Origin of the sequence: Nonomuraea sp. NPDC005730 (assembly GCF_040630865.1) — a bacterium.
Classification (GTDB): Bacteria; Actinomycetota; Actinomycetes; order Streptosporangiales; family Streptosporangiaceae; genus Nonomuraea.
The window spans coordinates 1-17,604 of record NZ_JBEXYK010000006.1; the positions used below are offsets into that span (position 1 = coordinate 1).

Sequence of the window (17,604 nt, forward strand, 5' to 3'; positions counted from 1 at the left end):
GGCGGTGCCGCCGCTCCCCCCGCCCCCCCCCCCTCACCTCCTGTCGTGGGCCCGGCCGGAGCCGGGCCCTCGACGTCTCGCGAAGGGGTGTTACTTGGACTGGCCGGGCGAGGGCGCCAGCGTCTCCATCGGAGTGTTGCCCGTCGGCGCGGGCGGCAGCGGGGCCTGGTCGGACGTGGTGGTGATCGCGTCCGAACCGCCGCACACGGCGCCCGGCTCGGGGGTGTCACGGCCGTTCTGGTACTTCTTGATGAAGGCCGTGAGCTTGGGGTCGGACGGGTCCTGGAGCTTGAGCTGGTGGCCCCACGTCGAGGCGACGACCGGCGCCGGCAGGCCCGGGTAGGGGCTGACCAGCATGTAGTCCTGCTGACCCGTGGAGGTCGCCACTTCCTTCAGCGCGTCGATCTGCGCCTTGGGCAGGTCGGGGCGGTAGGTGATCCAGACCGCGCCGTGCTCCAGCGAGTGCACCGCGTGCTCGTTGTGGATCGGCTTGTCGTAGACCGCGCACTGCTGCCAGTAGTTGTTGTGCTCGCCGCCGACCGGCGGGGTCTCCTTGTAGGTGACCGTCTTGGCGACGTGCTGGCCGGCCTCGTACTTGTAGTTGGCCACCGCGTCGAGCGAGGTCGCGCGCGCCTGGTTGACCAGGTAGAAGCCGACCACGCCGACGAGGAGCACGACGATGAGACCGCCCGTCCCCCACATGAGCAGTGCGGCGCGGCGTTGTTTGCGCTGCTGCTCGGCCCGCATCTTCTGCAGATGCTCGCGCCTCGCCTGCGCCTTCTCCTTCGTCATCGTCCCTCCATCGGCGTACCTGACTCCGGTCACCCTATGCCCTACCGGCGTATGCGGAGAATAAGAGGCGCATAAGCGTCGGATCACAGCTTGCGCAGGGATGGGTACGCTGGACAGGCCATGGAAAAGCCCGCCAGAAAACCCGTTCTGATCGTCTGCGCCGTGCTGGTGCTCCTCGCCGCGGCGTTCCTGCTGTTCGGCCGGAACTCCACGCCCGGCGACTCCTCGCCCGAAGCCGGGTTCGCCCGCGACATGGCCACGCATCACGCGCAGGCCGTGGAGATGGCGTTCGTCATCCGGGACAAGAGCCCGGCCAAGGAGATCAGGAACCTCGCCTTCGACATCATCACCACGCAGTCCAACCAGCGCGGCATGTTCCAGGGCTGGTTGCAGCAGTGGGGTCTCGGCCAGGCGACCGACCAGCGGCCGATGGCCTGGATGGCGGGCCACGGCCACGGGGCCACGCCCGCGGCGCCGGGCACGGCGCCGGGCGCGATGCCCGGCATGGCCTCGCCGCAGGAGCTGGCCAAGCTCAAGGAGCTGCAGGGCGTCCAGGCCGAGGTGCTGTTCCTGCAGCTCATGATCCGCCACCACGAGGGCGGCGTGGAGATGGCCGAGGGGCTGCTCAAGCTGTCCAAGCGGGACGAGGTGGCCGGCATGGCCCAGAAGATCGTCCAGGGGCAGAGCGGTGAGATCAAGCTGATGACCGACCTGCTCAAGCTGCGGGGCGCGCAGCCGTACCCGTCGATCCTGGCCTCCTGAGCCCCCGCGCGGGGCGGCGTGAGAGTCTGGGACCGCGGAGTGCGGAAGGGCGGGCGCCATGATCACCGCAGGGGCTGAGACGGTCGTCGTGGGGTCGGGCCCCAACGGGCTGATCGCCGCCGTCATGCTGGCCCGCGCCGGGCGCGAGGTGCTGCTGCTGGAGGCGGCCGACCGGTTCGGCGGCGGGCTGCGCTCCGGCGAGCTGACGCTGCCCGGCCGGGTGCACGACCTGGGCGCCACCGTGATGGCGATGGCGCTGGCCTCGCCGGCGTTCCGGGCGCTCGGCCTCAAGGGGGTCGAGTTCGCCCATCCCCCGGTGGCCGCGGCCCATCCGCTCGACGACCGTCCGGCCGTGCTGCTGCACCGCGACGCGGCCCGTACGGCCGAAGGGCTCGGCAGGGACGGCCGGGTCTGGCAGGCGACCGCGGGCGCGGCGGCGCGGGCCGGGTTCCCGCTCATGGAGCTGCTGCTCAGCCCGCTCGGTCCGTGGCGGGCCGGGCCACGCACGCTCGCGCGGGCGGCCGGGTTCGGGGCCGCGGCCGTGTTGCCGGCCACGACGTTCGGCCGGGGGGCGCTGCGCACCGTGGAGGGGCGGGCGCTGCTGGCCGGGCTGGCCGCGCACTCCATGCTCGACCTGCGCTCCCCCGTCAGCGCCGGCTACGGGCTGGTGCTCGGGGCGCTGGCCCATCTGGTGGGCTGGCCGGTGGTGCGCGGCGGCTCGCAGGTGCTGGCCGACGCGCTGGTGGCCGAGCTGCGGTCGCTGGGCGGCGAGGCGGTGACCGGCCACCGGGTCGAACGGCTCGACGAGCTCGACGCCCGGACGGTGGTGCTCGACGTGACGCCCCGGCAGTTCCTCGCGATGGCCGACCTGCCCGCCGGTTACCGCCGCGGCCTGCGCCGCTACCGGTACGGGCCCGGCGTCTTCAAGCTGGACTGGGCGCTCGACGGCCCGGTGCCCTGGCGTGACCCGGAGGTCGCGCGGGCCGGGACCGTGCACCTCGGCGGGACGCTGGAGGAGATCGCGCTCGCCGAGGCGGAGGTCGCCGCCGGACGGCACTCGCCCCGCCCGTACGTGCTGGTCGTGCAGCCGTACGCGGCCGATCCGACCAGGGGCGGGCACACGTTGTGGGCCTACTGCCACGTCCCCAACGGGTCGGCGGCGGACATGACGGACGCCGTCGAGGGCCAGATCGAGCGGTACGCGCCCGGCTTCCGCGACCGGGTGCTGGCCAGGCACGCGACCGGCCCCGCCGCCCTGGAGGCGGTCAACCCCAACCTGGTCGGCGGCGACATCGGCGGAGGGCTCAACGACCTCGTCCAGTTGGTGCGGCGGCCGGTCTGGTCGCCTGCGCCGTGGCGCACCCCGTTGCCGGGGGTGTTCCTCTGCTCGTCCTCGACGCCGCCGGGGCCCGGCGTGCACGGGATGGGCGGCTGGCAGGCCGCCCGCCTGGCCACGCAGGCGGAGCGGCACGCCTCCTGACCGCCGGTCAGGCCCGCATCTCCTCGGCGACCGCCGCCGCGAACGCGTCGACGTCCGCCTCGGTGGTGTCGAAGGCGCACATCCAGCGCACCTCGCCGGTCGCCTCGTTCCAGGTGTAGAAGCGGAAGCGCTTCTGCAGCCGCTCGGTCACGTCCGCCGGCAGGATCGCGAAGACCGCGTTGGCCTCCACGGGCCGGGGCAGCGTGACGCCCGGGATGCGCCCCACGGCCTCGGCCAGCCGCCGCCCCATGGCGTTGGCCTGCCGCGCGTTGCGCAGCCACAGGTCGCCCGAGAGCAGTGCCTCGAACTGCGCCGAGACGAACCGCATCTTGGACGACAGCTGCATGAACGTCTTGCGGATGTAGTCGACGCCGGTGGCCGCCGACGGGTTGAGCACCACGACGGCCTCGCCGTACAGCAGGCCGATCTTGGTGCCGCCGAAGGAGAGCACGTCCACGCCCGCGTCGGTGGTCAGGGCCCGCAGCGGCACGTCGAGCGCGGCGGCGGCGTTGGTCAGCCGCGAGCCGTCGAGGTGGACGAGCAGGCCGAGCTCGTGCGCGTGGGCGCAGATCGCGGCGATCTCTTCAGGCGTGTAGACGGTGCCCCACTCGGTGGTGTTGGAGATGGACACCACCTTGGGCTGGGCCCGGTGCACGTCGCCGAAGCCCCACGCCTGGCGGTCGATCAGCTCGGGGGTGAGCTTGCCGTCGGGCGTGGGCACGGTGAGCAGCTTGATGCCGCCCGCCACCTCGGGGGCGCCGCCCTCGTCGGTGTGGATGTGGGCGCTCTCGGCGCAGATGACCGCCTCCCAGTGGGCGGTCATCGCGCGCAGCGAGACCACGTTGGCCGCCGTGCCGTTGAAGACCGGCCAGGCCCGCGCCCCGTCGCCGAAGTGCCGCTGGAAGACCTGCTGCAGCGCCTCGGTGTAGACGTCGTCGCCGTAGGCGATCTGGTGACCGCCGTTGGCCTGGACGATGGCCTGGAGGATCTCCGGGTGCACGCCGGCGTAGTTGTCGCTGGCGAACGCCTTGAGCTGGGGGTCGTGCCGGGGGATCAAGAAGTGAGGTCCAATCGGGTGCCGTTGATGTCTGCGGCGGGGCGGTCGTAGAGGCCGGCGATCGCCTCCGCCAGGTCGCCGACGTCGGTGAAGCCGGGGAATCTCGCCTCCGGCTTCGCGGCCCGCATCGCGTCGTTGACCAGGGCCTTCACCACCAGTATGACCGCTGCCGCGTCGGTGCCGGACAGCGCGTCGGCCAGGGAGAGCGTCCACGCCTCCGAGGCCGCCTTGGCCGCCGCGTAGGCCGCGCCGCCCGCCGTGGGAGTCTGGGCGGCCTTGGCGGAGATGATCACGAACCGGCCGTTGTCGCTCTTGCGCAGCAGCGGCTCGAAGGCCAGCGACACGTGCTGGAGCGTGCGGATCAGCAGGTCGTGCAGGGCGTCCCAGTCCTCCAGGCGGGTGTCGGCGAACGTGCGCGAGCCGCGCCAGCCGCCGACCAGGTGGACCACGCCGTCGACCCGGCCGTGCTCGGCGTCGATCCGGGCCGCGAGGTCCTGGACGGCCGCGCGGTCGAGCAGGTCGACGTCGTCCTTGTCGACCCCGATCACGGTGTGCCCCTGCTTGCGGAAGTGCTCGGAAACGGCTTCACCCGTGGGGCCGCCGGCCCCGGTCACCAGGATGATCATGCGCGGATCCCCTTAGTCGACTCGACCACGTCTGTCAGCTTACGGCGCAGCGCCTCGTAGAACATGCTGAGCGGGAACTCGTCCGGCAGCACCGCGTCCACCTTGGCCTTCTGCTCCTCGGGCAGGGCCTGGACGCCCTTGGCCCACACCGAGCCGGGGGCCGGCGGCACGTACGCGCCGACCAGCTCGTGCGCGGCCAGCCAGTGCGCCAGCTTGGACCGGTCGATGCTGTCGCGGTACAACTTCTCGACCTCGCCCCGCAGGTCGGCCACGCCGCCCGCGACCCGCTCCCAGTCGATCGTGAGCCGGTTGTCGGTCCAGCGGATGATGTCGTTGCGGTGCAGGTACGCGAAGAGCAGCTGGCCGCCGAGCCCGTCGTAGTTGCGCACCCGGTCACCGGTGACCGGGAACCTGAACAGCCGGTCGAACAGGATCGCGAGCTGGACGTACCGGGCGTGCGGCACGCCCTTGCCCTCCAGCTCCACGGCCTCGCCGAACGCCGTCAGGTCGCAGCGCAGCTCCTCCAGCGAGTACAGCCAGTACGGCATCCGCTGCTTGATCATGAACGGGTCGAACGGCAGGTCGCCGTGGCTGTGCGTGCGGTCGTGGATCAGGTCCCACAACACGAACGTGTCCTGGGCGAGCTGCTGGGAGTCCAGCAGGCGGGCGGCGTCCGGCGGCAGGTCGAGCCGGAGCGTGGCGGCGGCCGCCGCCGAGACCCGGCGGAACCGGGCGGACTCGCGGTCGGCGAAGATGCCGCCCCAGGTGAAGCGGGCCGGCGCCTGGCGCACCGCGACCGTCTCGGGGAACAGCACGGCCGAGTGGGTGTCGTAGCCGGAGGTGAAGTCCTCGAACGCGATCGGCACGAACATCGGGTTGTCGTAGCCGCCCGCCTCCAGCGCGGCCAGCCAGTCGGGCCAGATGGTCCGGATCCAGACGGCTTCGAGGTTGCGGTTGAGGTTGCCGTTCTGGGTGTACATGGGGAACACCACGACGTGCTCCAGGCCGTCCACGCGCTGGGTGTCGGGGTGGAAGAGGTCGAGGGCGCGCAGGAAGTCGGGCACGCCGAGGTCCTGCTCGGCCCAGGCGGCCAGGTCGTCCTGGACGGCCTGGAGGTACGCGGCGTCATGAGGGAAGTACGGCGAGATCTCGCCCACGCGGCGGCCGATCTCGGCGACCAGCGCCTTGGCCCGCTCCTTCTCCTCCGGCACCGAGCCGTCCTTGACCTGCAGCGGGCGCAGCTCCTCCACGGCCTCCTTGAGCCGGGCGAACAGGGCGGCCTTGGCCTCGTCCCGGGATCCGGCGGCCTCGTCGCCGCCGGGGACGCGGGCGGCCCAGGTGATCACGTTGCCCCAGAGCCCGCGGTGGTCGTAGTCCTCGATCGAGTCGTCGCCGAACAGGTCGGAGTCGGCGAACACGACGACCCGGCCCTTGCCGTGCCGCAGGGCGACGGCCAGCGGCGCGCCCGCCGGGTCGGCGGTGGCCGAGGTGGCGAACAGGACCGTCGCCTCCTCGGGGGCGGTCAGGACGCCGGATCGGTAGAAGCAGGCCCGCTGGACGCCGGCCAGCACGCCGTCACCCGTGGCACGCTCGGCGAGCACCCAGGTGGCGACCTCGCGGTGGGCGTTCCTCGGGTCGCGGACGGTCGTGTGACCGACGCCGACGCCGAAGCGGGCGAGCAGTTCGGCGACGTTGTTGCCGTACTTGTCCTGCTCCTCCTCGGCCAGCACCACGAGCCCGCCGCCCTCGGCCACGAACGACTCGACGGCGTCCAGCTCGCCGGCGGCGAAGACGGGGCTGCCGTGGCCGGTGGTGCGCTCCCACCGGTCGCCGGACGGGTGGGCGATCACCAGGACGTCCTGGCCGGCCAGGGCCTCGGCCGTGAGAGCGCCCTCGGTGTGGGCGAGCACGTCGTGCCCCAGATGGCGCAGCGCGGCGGCCGCGCGCGCGTAGCTGTTGTCGTCGGGATGGGCGGGGTTGATGGTCTCGGCGACCTCGCGGCGGATGGTCCACGACTCGCTGTGGGCCTCGTCGAACAGCACTCGGGGGAACGATGGCATGAAATATCTCCTGTTACTACCGCCTTCTCACGGAAAATATACACATACGTACCCCCCTGTCCGTCAAACCTCAGGCCGCACCAGGGCGCACGACGCCGGATTCGTAGGCGAACACGACCGCCTGGGCCCGGTCCCGCAGGCACAGTTTCATCAGCACCCTGGCCACGTGCGTCTTGACGGTGGCCTCGCCGACGTACAGGTCTCTGGCGATCTCGGCGTTCGTCAGCCCTCTGGCCAGCAGCCGCAGCACCTCCAGCTCGCGCGGCGTCAGCTCGGCCAGCATCGGCGAGGGCGTCGGGTCGGCGCGCCCGGCGAACGTGGCGATGACCCGGCTGGTCACGGCCGGGTCGAGCAGCGCGTCGCCGGCGTGCACCACCCTGATCGCCTCCAGCAGCTGCTCGGGCGGCGACACCTTGAGCAGGAACCCGCTGGTGCCGGCGCGCAGCGCGGCGTAGAGGTTCTCGTCGGTGTCGAACGTCGTCAGCGTGATGACCTTGGGCGGCGAGGGTGTGTCCAGCAGCTCTTTGGCCGCGGCGAGCCCGTCGAGCCGGGGCATGGAGATGTCCATGAGGACGATGTCGGGTCTCGTGCGGCGGGCCACCGCGATGGCCTCGCGTCCGTCGCCGGCCTCGCCGACGACCTCCATGCCGGGGTCGCTCTCGACGACCATGCGCAACCCGGCCCTGACCATCGCCTGGTCGTCGGCGATGACGATTCGTATGCCCACAGGCGGAGGGTAGACGGCCGATGCCCGGCTTGGACACCCAGGTCAAGCCGGGCACAAGTCAGTTACAAGTCTACGAAGGGCGCACGCTCTGCCTGATGCGCGTCTGGACGGCGTCGTCGCAGGTGTTCTTGGCGCAGAAGTACATCACGAGCATGGTCTTGGGCTGACGGTCGATGACGTAGCTGACGAATCCGAGCCGGGTGCCACTGGCCGGGTCGTGCAGCGCGCCGTCGAAGCGGGTGGCCGGGCTGCTGCCCGCCTGGTCCTGGACCGGCTTGCCCAGGTCCACCTGACCGGGCAGCAGATTGTCCATCTTGCTCTTCATCTGCTCGGAGTCGCCGCCCGCGTCGAGGGTGTCGGAGACCTGGACGTACACGCCCACGGCGCTGTCGGGGTCGTCGGCGACGATCTGGGAGATCGCCGACCAGTCGGCGCCCGGACCGGCCACGAACAGCGACTCGAACTCGGTGGCGTGCGGCGAGGCCACGGCGAACAGGTCCTGGTGGGTGCGCGCCGCCCAGTCGCCGGGGTACTCGAAGGCCAGCGGCGCGGCGGCGCTGGCGGCGTACCGGGACCAGGTGTCGCCGCGGTGGTTGAAGATGATCATCGCGACCAGCGCCAGCGCGGCCACGGCGGCCACCAGCGTGACCGCCACGATCGGCAGCCGCCCCGGACGCCTGGCCGGGGCGGTGGGATGGGTGGGGGCCGCGCGCCGGGAATGGGCCTCGTGCGGCCCCGAGGGCTGTCCCAGGCCGTGCGGGCCCGTCCCGGGCACCGCGTACGGGCTCTGCTGCGGACCGGTCCGAGGGACGGCCTGAGGCCCCGTACGGGGGCCGGTCAGCGGGCCCGCCGCCGCTCCCGGGACCGGCGCCGCGTGCGGGCCGGTACGGGGGACGGCGTGCGGGACCGGATGGGGCCCCGAGGGGTGCCGGCCGCCCGGCTCGGCCTCCTGGCCGCTGATCGCGTCGCGCAGCGCGGTCACGAACTCGGCGCAGGTGGCGTACCGCTGCTCGGGCGCCTTGGCCAGCGCGCGCGCCATCACGACGTCCACCTGCGGCGGCAGCTCGGGACGGAGCTGCGACAGCGGCACGGGCTCCTCGGCCAGGTGCGCCCACAGCAGCGCGATGTCGTTCTCCCGCTGGAACGGCAGCCGCGCGCTCAGCGCCTCGTAGACCACGCAGGCCAGCGCGTACTGGTCGCACCGGCCGTCGATGTGCTCCTTGTTGATCTGCTCGGGCGACATGTACCGGGGCGTGCCGATGAACTGGTCGGTCTGGGTCAGGCCGGAGATCGACGAGCGGTGCTTGGTGATGCCGAAGTCGGTCAGGTAGACGTGGTCGCCGGCCAGCAGGATGTTGGCCGGTTTCACGTCGCGGTGGATCAGGTCGTGGGCGTGCGCGGCGTCGAGCGCGGCGGCCGTCTGGGCGAAGATCTGGTTGGCCTGGGCGATCGGCAGCGGGCCCCGGTCGTAGATCAGCCTGCGCAGGTCGAGGCCGTCCACGTAGCGCATGGCGATGTACAGCACGCCGTCGGCGTCGGCGTTGGCCTCGTAGATCGGGATGATGTTGGGGTGCTCGATGCTGGCGACCGTCCTGGACTCCAGGATGAAGCGCTGGCGGAACCTGTCGTCCACCGAGAGCACCGGGTTGAGGATCTTCAACGCCACGCGGCGGCTGAGCCGGGGGTCGAGCGCCAGGTAGACGACGGCCATGCCGCCCTTGCCGACGATGTCCTCGATGTAGTACCCGGCCACCTCCTGGCCGATGAGCGATCTGTCGTTCAATTGCATCACGTCTCGATGGGATGGCCGCAGTAGCCGCAGAAACGATGGGCCGGGCCGAGCCTCATGCCGCACGAGGTGCAGTACTTGACCGGCGGCGAGTCGGGGGCGGTCATCACCTGCTGCTGCTGCGGGACCGCCTGGAACGGCTGCGAGCGGCGCACGACGACGGTCTGGCTGGCGCCCTCGTCGAACGGCGGGCCCGCGGCCAGCGGCTCGGGCAGCTCGATCGGTCTCTCCGGCGCCCGCCGCCGCCACAGCAGGAACACCAACCCCGCGCCGGCGATGAGCAGCAGCCCGGCCGCCACCAGGAACGGCCACAGCGGCGTGGAGCGCGACGGGGGCGCCGCCGCCTGCTTGGTGCCCTGGTCCTCGGGCCCGCCGCGCTTGGCCAGCGACGTCTTGAGCAGCGTGGCGGCCACCACGTTGCCGGGATAGAGCTCCAGCACGCGCTGGAAGCCCGGCGCCGCCTCGGTGTAGTACTTGGTGTGGTAGCGGGTCAGCGCGGCCTCGAAGGCGGTGTCGATCGCGCCCCTGCGCGCCGCGACCTTGGCCGCGGCCAGGGTGGCGGTGATCTCCCTGACGCCCAGCATGGCGGCCGACTTGCCGCCGCCGATGAGCATGCCGATGATGTGCCCGTCCTTGTCGCCGATCACCGGCGCCCCGGCCAGGCCCTGGTCGACCAGCGCGCCCAGCTTGACCGGCTCGTCCACCTTCTTCTCCGGGTCGGCGAACGGCCTGCCGGACACGCCGGCCTGGCCGCCCTTGGCCAGGTGGGCGATCTGCACGGTCTCCTGGACGCCGGGCCCCGGCCGGCCGAGGAAGCCGGCCACGTTGGTCGGCGAGCCCTCCTGCTCGGGCACCTTGTCGGCGAGCGGCGCGGTCGGCATGCCGACGCTGCCGGCGGCGGGCGTGAGCGGGATCAGCACGGCGGGGGTGTCGGGGGTCTTGCCGGCCTTGATGCACTTGTACTTCAGGCCCTGGCCGGGCGGCGAGACGTTGGTGAACACCGTGATATCGGTGGTCACGTCGATGATGCAGGTGGCGGTGCTGGTCTTGGGCGGGTAGCACTCCTGCAGGTGGTGGTCGAGCAGGTCGTCCTTGAGCTTGTGCTTCTGGTAGTCGAGCGGGATCTTGACCTTGTGGTGCTCGGCGAAGATCTTGTTGGCGGCGTAGACGGCGACGTCGTTCGGGTTGACGGCGTTGCGCCTGAGCGTGACGACGTCGCCCTCGGGGTTGACGACGGTCCCCGTGCCCGACGCGAACGGGATGTCGTAGGAGCGCTCCACGTGTTTGAGCTCGCCGATGTGGTCGAGCAGGGTGATCTCCACATGGGACACCGCCTCCACCCGCACCACGGCCGGCGTCACCAGGTCGGTGATGCCGCTGGGATGGTTGTGGGCGGCGGCGGGGAGAGCCGCGGGGATCGCGAGCAGCACGAGCGCCGCCGCCACGCTGCCCGCCAGAGCTGTGATGCGCGCCATCTTGGCTCCAAACACTGAATAGGTCCAGGTTCCCAATCAGATGCCGTAAGTCAATAGATCGATACATAGACAAGCGCTTGCTCGGGGACTTACCGTACCAGGATGGCGTTCGCGATCGGCGTCGACGTCGGCGGCACCTTCACCGACGTGGTCCTGAGCGGCCCCGGCGGGGTCACCGCCGTGGCCAAGTGTCTGAGCACCCACGACGACCCCATCGCGGGCATACTCACCGGCGTTACTCGCGCGCTCGGATCCGTGGACCCCGCCCGGGTCACCCGGGTCGTGCACGCCACCACGCTGGCGACCAACGCGGTGCTCGAACGCACCGGCGCGCGGGTGGCGTTCGTGACCACCCGGGGCTTCCGCGCCGCCGTCCCGCTCGGCCGCTACGCCCGCGTGGAGGAGGACCGGTACGACCTGCGCTTCACGCCGCCCCCTCCCCCGGTCGCGCCCGGCGACTGCTTCGAGGTGGACGAGCGCGTCTCGGCCCGCGGCGCCGTGCTCACCCCCCTGGACGTCGGCTCGGTACGGCGGGCCGCGGCGGAGATCGCCCGGCGCGGCATCACCTCGGCGGCCGTCTGCCTGCTGCACTCCTACGCCGAGCCCGCCCACGAACGGCAGGCCGCGGCGATCCTGCGCGAGCACGTGCCGCACGTGGTGGCCTCCTGCGAGATCTGGCCCGAGATCCGCGAGTACGAGCGCGCCACCACCACCATCATGTCCGCCTACATCGGCCCGCTGATGACCTCCTACCTGTCGCGCCTGCGCGAGCGCCTGGCCGCGATCGGGATCGACGCGCCCGTGCACGTCATGGAGTCCGGCGGCGGGGTCGTCTCGGCCGAGCTGGCGGCCCGGCGCGCGGTGTCCACCATCGAGTCGGGCCCGGCCGCCGGGGTGCTGGCGGCGGCGGGGACCGGGCTGCCGGAGGTGATCTCGTTCGACATGGGCGGCACGACGGCCAAGGCGTGCGTGGTGCGCGGAGGACGTCCGGAGATCACCCACGAGTTCCACGTGGGCGGCAAGGGCAGCTTCGGCGGGCGGCGCGCGGGCACCGGCGTGCCGATCAAGACGCCGGCCATCGACCTGGCCGAGGTCGGCGCGGGCGGGGGCAGCGTCGCGTGGCTGGACCCGGCGGGCGCGCTGCGCGTCGGACCCCGGTCGGCGGGCTCCTCTCCCGGTCCCGCCTGCTACGGGCTCGGCGGCGGCGAGCCGACGGTCACCGACGCCGACCTCGTGCTCGGCTACCTCTCCTCGGCCTCGATGCCGCTGTCGGCGCCGCTCGCGGCCAAGGCCGTGGACCGGCTGGCCGGGCCGCTCGGGGTGTCGCGGGAGGAGGCGGCGCACGCCGTGCACGAGATCGTCAACGCCTCGATGGCCGCGGCCGTGCACGTGGTGACGGTCCAGCGCGGGATCGACCCGCGGGGGTTCGCGCTGGTGGCGTTCGGCGGCGCGGGACCGATGCACGCGGCCGGGGTGGCGCGGCGGTTCGGGATCGCGACGGTGGTGGTGCCCGCGTACTGCGGGGTGGCCTCGGCGGCCGGGCTGCTGGCGGGGGCGCTCTCGACGGACCGGGTGTTGTCGCGGCTGGACGCGGCCGACCCGGAGGAGGTCTTCGCCGCGCTGGCCGCCGACGCCGCCGCCGATCTGGGCGTCGCCCGGGTGCGGGTGGCCCGGTCGGTGGACGTGCGCTTCAAGGGGCAGTCGCACGACCTGACCGTGGACTGGGCGGAGTCGCGGGAGGAGCTGGCGTCGCGATTTTTCGCGAAATATGCCCAGGTGTATGGGATTGTCCAGCAGGGGGAGATCGAGCTGGTCAGCTACCGCGTCCGCGTCACCGCCCCCGCCCCCGCCGGGCCTGACTCGCCCGGCGGCGGTGCGGAGGGCGGTGCGGAGGGGCGCAGGAGGGCGTACTTCCCCGAGGCCGGGGGGTGGCTCGACGTCCCCGTGCACACCCGGCGGACGCTGGACCGGGTGCGCGGCCCGGCGATCGTCGAGGACGCCGAGTCCACGATCGTCGTCCCGCCCGGCTGGCGGGCCGCGACCGGCCCGGCGGGCGCCGTGCGCCTGACCCTGGAGGGTGCGCGGTGAACGACGCGCTGACCGCCGAGGTGCTGAGGAACGCGCTGGTCGTGGCCGCCGAGGAGGCCAGCATCGTGGTGGTGCGGTCGGCGTACTCGACGTTCATCGTGGAGGGCTCCGACGCCTCGGCGGCGATCCTGGACGCCGGGGGCCGCCTGGTCGCGCAGTCCATGGCGACCACGCTGATGAACAGCATGGCCCTGAAGGTCGCGCTGCCCGAGCTGCTGAAGGACGTCCCGCCGCACACCATGCGGCCCGGCGAGGCGTACGCGCTCAACGACGCCTACCGGGGCGGCGTGCACACCAACGACCTGCTGGTCTACCGGCCGGTGTTCGCCGGCGGGGTCCCGGCCTACTTCACCGCCACCATGATCCACGTCTCGGACCTGGGCGGGCTGTCGGCCGGCGGGATGGCGCCGCTGGCCACCGACATCTTCCTCGAAGGGCTCCAGCTCCCGCCGGTCCGCCTGGCCACCCGGGACGGCCTGGAACCGGCCGTGGAGGCCGTCCTGCGGGCCAACAGCCGCACGCCCGACAAGGTCATGGGCGACGTGCGGGCGCTGGTCGCCGGGACGGCGGTGGCCGCCGCCCGCGTGGAGGCCCTGATGGCCGAGTACGGCGTGGCGGGCCTGGCCGCGGGCGTCGAGGACTACCTGGACCACACCGAGACCAGGACCCGCGCGGCGCTGGCGGAGCTGCCCCGGGGGCGGTTCGAGGCGTCGTACCCGATCGACGACGACGGGGTGCGGCCGGGGGTGGCGCACCACGTACGGGTCGCCGTCACACTCGGCGGGGACGCGGCCGTCCTCGACTTCACCGGCACCGGGCCGCAGGTGCCCGCCGCGATCAACGCCTCGGCGTCGCAGTCGCTGGCGGCGGCCGTCTTCGCGGTGCGCTGCTTCCTGGACCCGACGATCCCGATGAACGACGGCTGCCTGCGCGCGATCGACGTCGTCCTGCCGGAGGGCTCCCTGCTGAACGCCCGTTCCCCTCATCCGTGCGGCGGCCGGTACGTCCCCATCTACGCCGCCATGGAAGCGGTGTTCCAGGCGATGTCGGACGCGATGCCGGACCGCGCGATCGCGGCCAGCGGGATCCTCCAGCCGTTCTCGATCGCCGCGGTGGGGGCGCCGTACTGGATCCACCTGTCCTACGACTTCGGCGGGGTGGGCGCCCGGCGGGGGCTGGACGGGCCGGACGCGACGGGCGTGCACTTCGGCATCGGCCGCAACTCGGTGCCGCAGGCCGAGCCGGTGGAGAGCCGCTGCCCGCTGATCGTGGAGTCGGTCGAGACGATCGCCGACTCCGGCGGGCCCGGCCGCTTCCGGGGCGGGCTCGGCTCGCGTACCGTCTACCGCTTCCTGGCCGACTGCCACGTCACCACCCGCGGCGACCGCCTCCGCCTCCCGCCCCCGGGCCGGGACGGCGGCCTGCCGGGCCGCGTCGGCGGCTTCCACAAGCGCCACCTGGACGGGCGGGTGGAACGCCTGGCCTCGAAGGTGAACAACGTGCGGTTCGCGGCGGGCGAGGCGTTCGTCGTGGAGACCACGGGCGGCGGCGGCCTCGGCCCCCCGTCGGAAAGGGACCCGGCGGCGATCCAGGCCGACCTGGAGTCCGGCCACATCACCGCCGAAGGCGCCGCCCAGGACTACGGCTTCGAACCCCGCGGACCGGTCAGGACGGCCGGGTCGAAACTCACCGAATAGGGCGCCGAGAGACTGACCGTGGTGCCCGCCTCATACGCGACGGGCCCCTTGTAGGAGTCGTCGTCGAGCTCGTAGACGTAAAGCGTCGGCCCCTCATCAGGCTCAACGCGCCAGTAGACGGGGATTCCGGCTGCCGCGTAGGCCGCCGCCTTGGTGGTCCTGTCGAAGGTCCGGGTGCCGGGACTGACCACCTCCACGGCCAGCAGCAGGTCGCTGGGGGCGAACATGAGCGGCACCGACTCGCACGCCTTCTCCGGCACGACGGCGAGGTCGGGGATGTAGAAGTCCTTCTCGCCGGGACGCACGTTGACAGTCGTCAACGCCTCCAGCCCGAGGGGGGCCGCGTCGTCGAGGATCACCAGTAGCCGAGAGATCACTCGCTGGTGCAGGGGGGTGGGGGCAGGGCTCACTACTAGGCTCCCATTGAAGAGCTCGTAACGGTTCCCGTCGTCGGGGAACCTGAGCAGGTCGTCGACTGTGAACGGCGGCGCGCCGGGAAGAACGGTGCGCCTCGTTGTCGGTTCGATCGCCAATGCGGTCACCCACTCAGTATCGGGAGTCACGCCCTCGTCGACATCGTACTTCCCGAAGATAGTCACTTGTAGTCACCGGGACGCCACGCCTCGGCGCCGCGGCGGACGGCTGTGTGGACGGCGCGGGCCGCGCGGGCGCCCCACTCCGAGCGGGGGCCGCCGAAGAGCTGCTCGGGGCCGTCCTGCGGGACGACCACGCACACGGCGTCCGAGGCGGTGCCCGTGCAGGGGTAGCCGGCCTCGATCAGCGCCTGGGTCTTGGCCTCGGTGACCGTCATGACCAGGTTCACCAGGGCGGCGTCGGTCATGGCGACGGGCAGGACGGTCACGATGTTGACGGTGCCCGCCCGCATGGGGGCGAGCTCGGGGTCGGCGGCGCCCTCGGGGGCGGCGGCCCAGGTGGGGACGCGCAGCCCGACGGTGGCCACGGCCTCCGCTCCCCCGTCGGCGGCCCGCACGTACCGGTCGACGGAGGCGGCGGTCAGCATGCCGACGCCGGGTCCGGGCGGGCCCAGCTCGACCAGGTGGTCCACCGGGTCCATCCGCGCGTAACCGGCCACGACCTGGGCGTTCAGCACCCATTCGCGGGGGCCGATGCCGCCGCCGAGCATGGCCGAGGAGATCATGCGGAAGCCGGGGCCGAACTCCCACAGCAGGGACCCCAGCCGGGTCCCCTCCTCCACGCGATAGGTCAGCTTCACGTCCCACCTCGTACCAGGTGCACCACGGGCCGCCCGTCGGGGCCCGGCTCGATCTTGACACGGGCGTCGAAGTGCCGTCCGATCAGCGCCTCGGTGAGCACCTGTTCGGGGCGGCCCGTGGCGGCGGCGCGGCCGTCGGCCAGCAGCATCAGGGAGTCGGCGTACAGGCCGGCGACGGTCAGGTCGTGCAGGGTGGTGACGACGGTCAGGCCGTCGGCGCGGCGCAGGCGGTCGACCAGTTCCAGCACCTGCTGCTGGTGGCCGAGGTCGAGCGCGGTGGTGGGCTCGTCGAGCAGCAGCACGGGGGCCTGCTGGGCCAGCGCCCTGGCCAGCACGACGCGCTGGCGCTCGCCGCCGGACAGCTCGCCGACGCGGCGTCCGGCGAAGGAGGTCAGGTCCAGCCGGTCCAGCACGGACGCGGTGACCTCGCGGTCGTGCCGGCTCTCCCGTCCCAGGTAGGGGATGTACGGCGTGCGCCCCAGCAGGGCGTAGTCGAAGACCGTCATGTCGGGCGGCAGGGCGGGCGTCTGCGGGGCGTAGGCCAGCAGCCTGGCGCGCTCGCGGGGCTTGAGCGCGACGAGCGGACGCTCGTCGAGCGCGACCTCGCCCCGGTGCGGGACGATCGCGCCCATGACGGTCTTGAGCAGCGTGGACTTGCCCGCGCCGTTGGGCCCGATGATCGCCAGCCACTCGCCGCGCCGCACGTGCGCGTCGACGCCGGTCAGCACGTCGCGCTCACCCAGGCGCACCGACAGGGCCCGTACGCCGATCACGTGGCCACCCGCCTGGTCATGCGCAGGACGCCGACGAAGAACGGCGCCCCGACGAACATCGTGACGACCCCGATGGGCAGCTCGGCCGGCGCGATCACGGTACGGGCGATGAGGTCGGCCGCCACGAGGAAGGCCGCGCCGCCGATCAGCGACAGCGGCAGCACGATCCGGTACGAGCCGCCCGCCAGCCGCCGGACGACGTGCGGCACGACCACGCCGACGAACCCGATGAGCCCGCTGACCGCGACGGCCGACGCGGTGGCCAGGGAGGCGGCCACGAGGACGGTCAGGCGTACCCGGCCGGCCCGTACGCCGAGGCTGCCGGCCTCCTCGTCGCCGACGCTGAGCACGTCCAGCATCCGGCCGTGCAGCAGGAGCAGGACGGAGGAGACCGCGGCGTACGGCAGCACCAGCAGGAGCTGGTCCCATCCGCCGCCGACGTCGCCGAGGATCCAGGAGTAGATGCGCTCCAGCTCCTCGACCTTGAGCTGCTGGACGAACGTCTGGATCGCGGTCAGGAACGACGTGACCGCCACCCCGGCCAGCACCAGGGTCGCGGTGCCCCCGCCGGTGCCGCCGGAGCGGCCGGCCGCGTTGCCCAGCGTGTACGCCAGGAACACCCCGCCCACCGCCCCGGCGAAGGCGGCGACGGGGATGCTCGCGCTCGCGCCGGGCAGCAGCACGATGGCCAGCGTCGTGGCCAGCCCGGCGCCGGAGGCGGCCCCCAGCAGGTACGGGTCGGCCAGCGGGTTGCGGAACACGCCCTGGTACCCGGCGCCGGCCATGGCCAGCAGGCCGCCCACGACCGCGGCGACGAGCACCCTGGGCAGGCGCAGCTCGTACAGCAGGCCCTGCTCGACCGGCGCGAGGCCCGAGTCGGCCGAGACGAACGGCAACCAGTCCGCCACCTGGAGGACCACCTGCCACGGCGAGATGTCCGCCGCGCCGCCGAGCAGCCCGGCGACCATCGTGAGGGCCAGCACGGCGAGGGCGCCCGCCACCCAGACGGGACGCGCCCTCGACGGCTGGGCCTTGCCTGTCACG

General features: G+C 72.8%; 15 protein-coding genes. 4 read left to right on the forward strand and 11 right to left on the reverse strand.

Translation table 11 applies throughout. From position 1 onward, the window contains the following. Nucleotides 1–90 precede the first annotated feature (90 nt). Nucleotides 91–792 (reverse strand): DUF3105 domain-containing protein, encoded by a 702-nt coding sequence (locus ABZ444_RS11110; RefSeq protein WP_357994793.1) that lies wholly within the window; start codon nt 790–792, stop codon nt 91–93. A gap of 120 nt (nt 793–912) precedes the next feature. On the opposite strand from ABZ444_RS11110, the gene ABZ444_RS11115 reads away from it, so the two are divergent. Beyond that, nucleotides 913–1,554 (forward strand): DUF305 domain-containing protein, encoded by a 642-nt coding sequence (locus ABZ444_RS11115; protein ID WP_357994794.1) that lies wholly within the window; start codon nt 913–915, stop codon nt 1,552–1,554. A 58-nt stretch (nt 1,555–1,612) separates the two neighbouring features. After that, nucleotides 1,613–3,034, forward strand: a complete 1,422-nt coding sequence (locus ABZ444_RS11120) for an NAD(P)/FAD-dependent oxidoreductase (protein WP_357994795.1) — start codon at nt 1,613–1,615, stop codon at nt 3,032–3,034. 7 nt (nt 3,035–3,041) lie between these two features. Here the strand turns inward: ABZ444_RS11120 and ABZ444_RS11125 are convergent, their stop codons facing one another. The 6 genes from ABZ444_RS11125 to ABZ444_RS11150 all read right to left on the reverse strand — a co-directional run bounded on the left by ABZ444_RS11125 (nt 3,042) and on the right by ABZ444_RS11150 (nt 10,768). After that, nucleotides 3,042–4,091: a low specificity L-threonine aldolase gene (locus tag ABZ444_RS11125; protein ID WP_357994796.1), complete on the reverse strand. Its 1,050-nt coding sequence runs from the start codon at nt 4,089–4,091 to the stop codon at nt 3,042–3,044. Next, entirely contained in the window at nt 4,088–4,717 is a 630-nt protein-coding gene (locus tag ABZ444_RS11130) for an SDR family NAD(P)-dependent oxidoreductase (protein WP_357994797.1), read from the reverse strand. Before ABZ444_RS11130 ends, ABZ444_RS11125 begins: the two co-directional genes overlap by 4 nt. After that, nucleotides 4,714–6,777: a DUF6421 family protein gene (locus ABZ444_RS11135; RefSeq protein WP_357994798.1), complete on the reverse strand. Its 2,064-nt coding sequence runs from the start codon at nt 6,775–6,777 to the stop codon at nt 4,714–4,716. Before ABZ444_RS11135 ends, ABZ444_RS11130 begins: the two co-directional genes overlap by 4 nt. Nucleotides 6,778–6,847: 70 nt before the next feature. Beyond that, nucleotides 6,848–7,504 (reverse strand): response regulator transcription factor, encoded by a 657-nt coding sequence (locus ABZ444_RS11140; RefSeq protein ID WP_125630960.1) that lies wholly within the window; start codon nt 7,502–7,504, stop codon nt 6,848–6,850. 70 nt (nt 7,505–7,574) lie between these two features. After that, on the reverse strand, nt 7,575–9,293 hold the full coding sequence (locus ABZ444_RS11145; protein WP_357994955.1) for a serine/threonine-protein kinase: 1,719 nt from the start codon (nt 9,291–9,293) through the stop codon (nt 7,575–7,577). Continuing rightward, nucleotides 9,293–10,768 (reverse strand): hypothetical protein, encoded by a 1,476-nt coding sequence (locus ABZ444_RS11150; RefSeq protein ID WP_357994799.1) that lies wholly within the window; start codon nt 10,766–10,768, stop codon nt 9,293–9,295. The genes ABZ444_RS11145 and ABZ444_RS11150 overlap by 1 nt, the downstream gene beginning before the upstream one ends. 102 nt (nt 10,769–10,870) lie before the next feature. Between ABZ444_RS11150 and ABZ444_RS11155 the strand changes: the two genes are divergently transcribed. Together ABZ444_RS11155 and ABZ444_RS11160 are read left to right on the forward strand one after the other, a co-directional pair. Then, nucleotides 10,871–12,856: a hydantoinase/oxoprolinase family protein gene (locus ABZ444_RS11155; protein ID WP_357994800.1), complete on the forward strand. Its 1,986-nt coding sequence runs from the start codon at nt 10,871–10,873 to the stop codon at nt 12,854–12,856. Next, a complete protein-coding gene (locus tag ABZ444_RS11160; RefSeq protein WP_357994801.1) occupies nt 12,853–14,553 on the forward strand; it encodes a hydantoinase B/oxoprolinase family protein in 1,701 nt (566 codons plus the stop codon). Before ABZ444_RS11155 ends, ABZ444_RS11160 begins: the two co-directional genes overlap by 4 nt. Here ABZ444_RS11160 and ABZ444_RS11165 read toward each other — a convergent pair. From ABZ444_RS11165 to ABZ444_RS11180, 4 genes are read right to left on the reverse strand one after another with little or no spacing between them, the layout of a single operon-like run. Next, complete coding sequence (locus ABZ444_RS11165) at nt 14,496–15,152, reverse strand: Uma2 family endonuclease (protein ID WP_357994802.1); 657 nt, start codon at nt 15,150–15,152, stop codon at nt 14,496–14,498. The two genes, ABZ444_RS11160 and ABZ444_RS11165, sit on opposite strands and share 58 nt — an antisense overlap. After that, nucleotides 15,149–15,787 carry an adenosylcobinamide amidohydrolase gene (locus tag ABZ444_RS11170; RefSeq protein WP_357994803.1) on the reverse strand — a complete coding sequence of 213 codons (639 nt, stop codon included), beginning with the start codon at nt 15,785–15,787 and terminating at the stop codon, nt 15,149–15,151. Before ABZ444_RS11170 ends, ABZ444_RS11165 begins: the two co-directional genes overlap by 4 nt. Further along, nucleotides 15,784–16,560 (reverse strand): ABC transporter ATP-binding protein, encoded by a 777-nt coding sequence (locus ABZ444_RS11175; protein ID WP_357994804.1) that lies wholly within the window; start codon nt 16,558–16,560, stop codon nt 15,784–15,786. Before ABZ444_RS11175 ends, ABZ444_RS11170 begins: the two co-directional genes overlap by 4 nt. Continuing rightward, entirely contained in the window at nt 16,557–17,603 is a 1,047-nt protein-coding gene (locus ABZ444_RS11180; protein ID WP_357986972.1) for an iron ABC transporter permease, read from the reverse strand. Before ABZ444_RS11180 ends, ABZ444_RS11175 begins: the two co-directional genes overlap by 4 nt. Nucleotide 17,604: the final 1 nt, after the last annotated feature.

Bases quoted from the DNA above. Each gene is read 5' to 3' on its own strand.
- ABZ444_RS11110 (WP_357994793.1), bottom strand. From the start codon at position 792: ATGACGAAGGAGAAGGCGCAGGCGAGGCGCGAGCATCTGCAGAAGATG.
- ABZ444_RS11115 (WP_357994794.1), top strand. From the start codon at position 913: ATGGAAAAGCCCGCCAGAAAACCCGTTCTGATCGTCTGCGCCGTGCTG.
- ABZ444_RS11120 (WP_357994795.1), top strand. From the start codon at position 1,613: ATGATCACCGCAGGGGCTGAGACGGTCGTCGTGGGGTCGGGCCCCAAC.
- ABZ444_RS11130 (WP_357994797.1), bottom strand. From the start codon at position 4,717: ATGATCATCCTGGTGACCGGGGCCGGCGGCCCCACGGGTGAAGCCGTT.
- ABZ444_RS11135 (WP_357994798.1), bottom strand. From the start codon at position 6,777: ATGCCATCGTTCCCCCGAGTGCTGTTCGACGAGGCCCACAGCGAGTCG.
- ABZ444_RS11145 (WP_357994955.1), bottom strand. From the start codon at position 9,293: ATGCAATTGAACGACAGATCGCTCATCGGCCAGGAGGTGGCCGGGTAC.
- ABZ444_RS11150 (WP_357994799.1), bottom strand. From the start codon at position 10,768: ATGGCGCGCATCACAGCTCTGGCGGGCAGCGTGGCGGCGGCGCTCGTG.
- ABZ444_RS11155 (WP_357994800.1), top strand. From the start codon at position 10,871: ATGGCGTTCGCGATCGGCGTCGACGTCGGCGGCACCTTCACCGACGTG.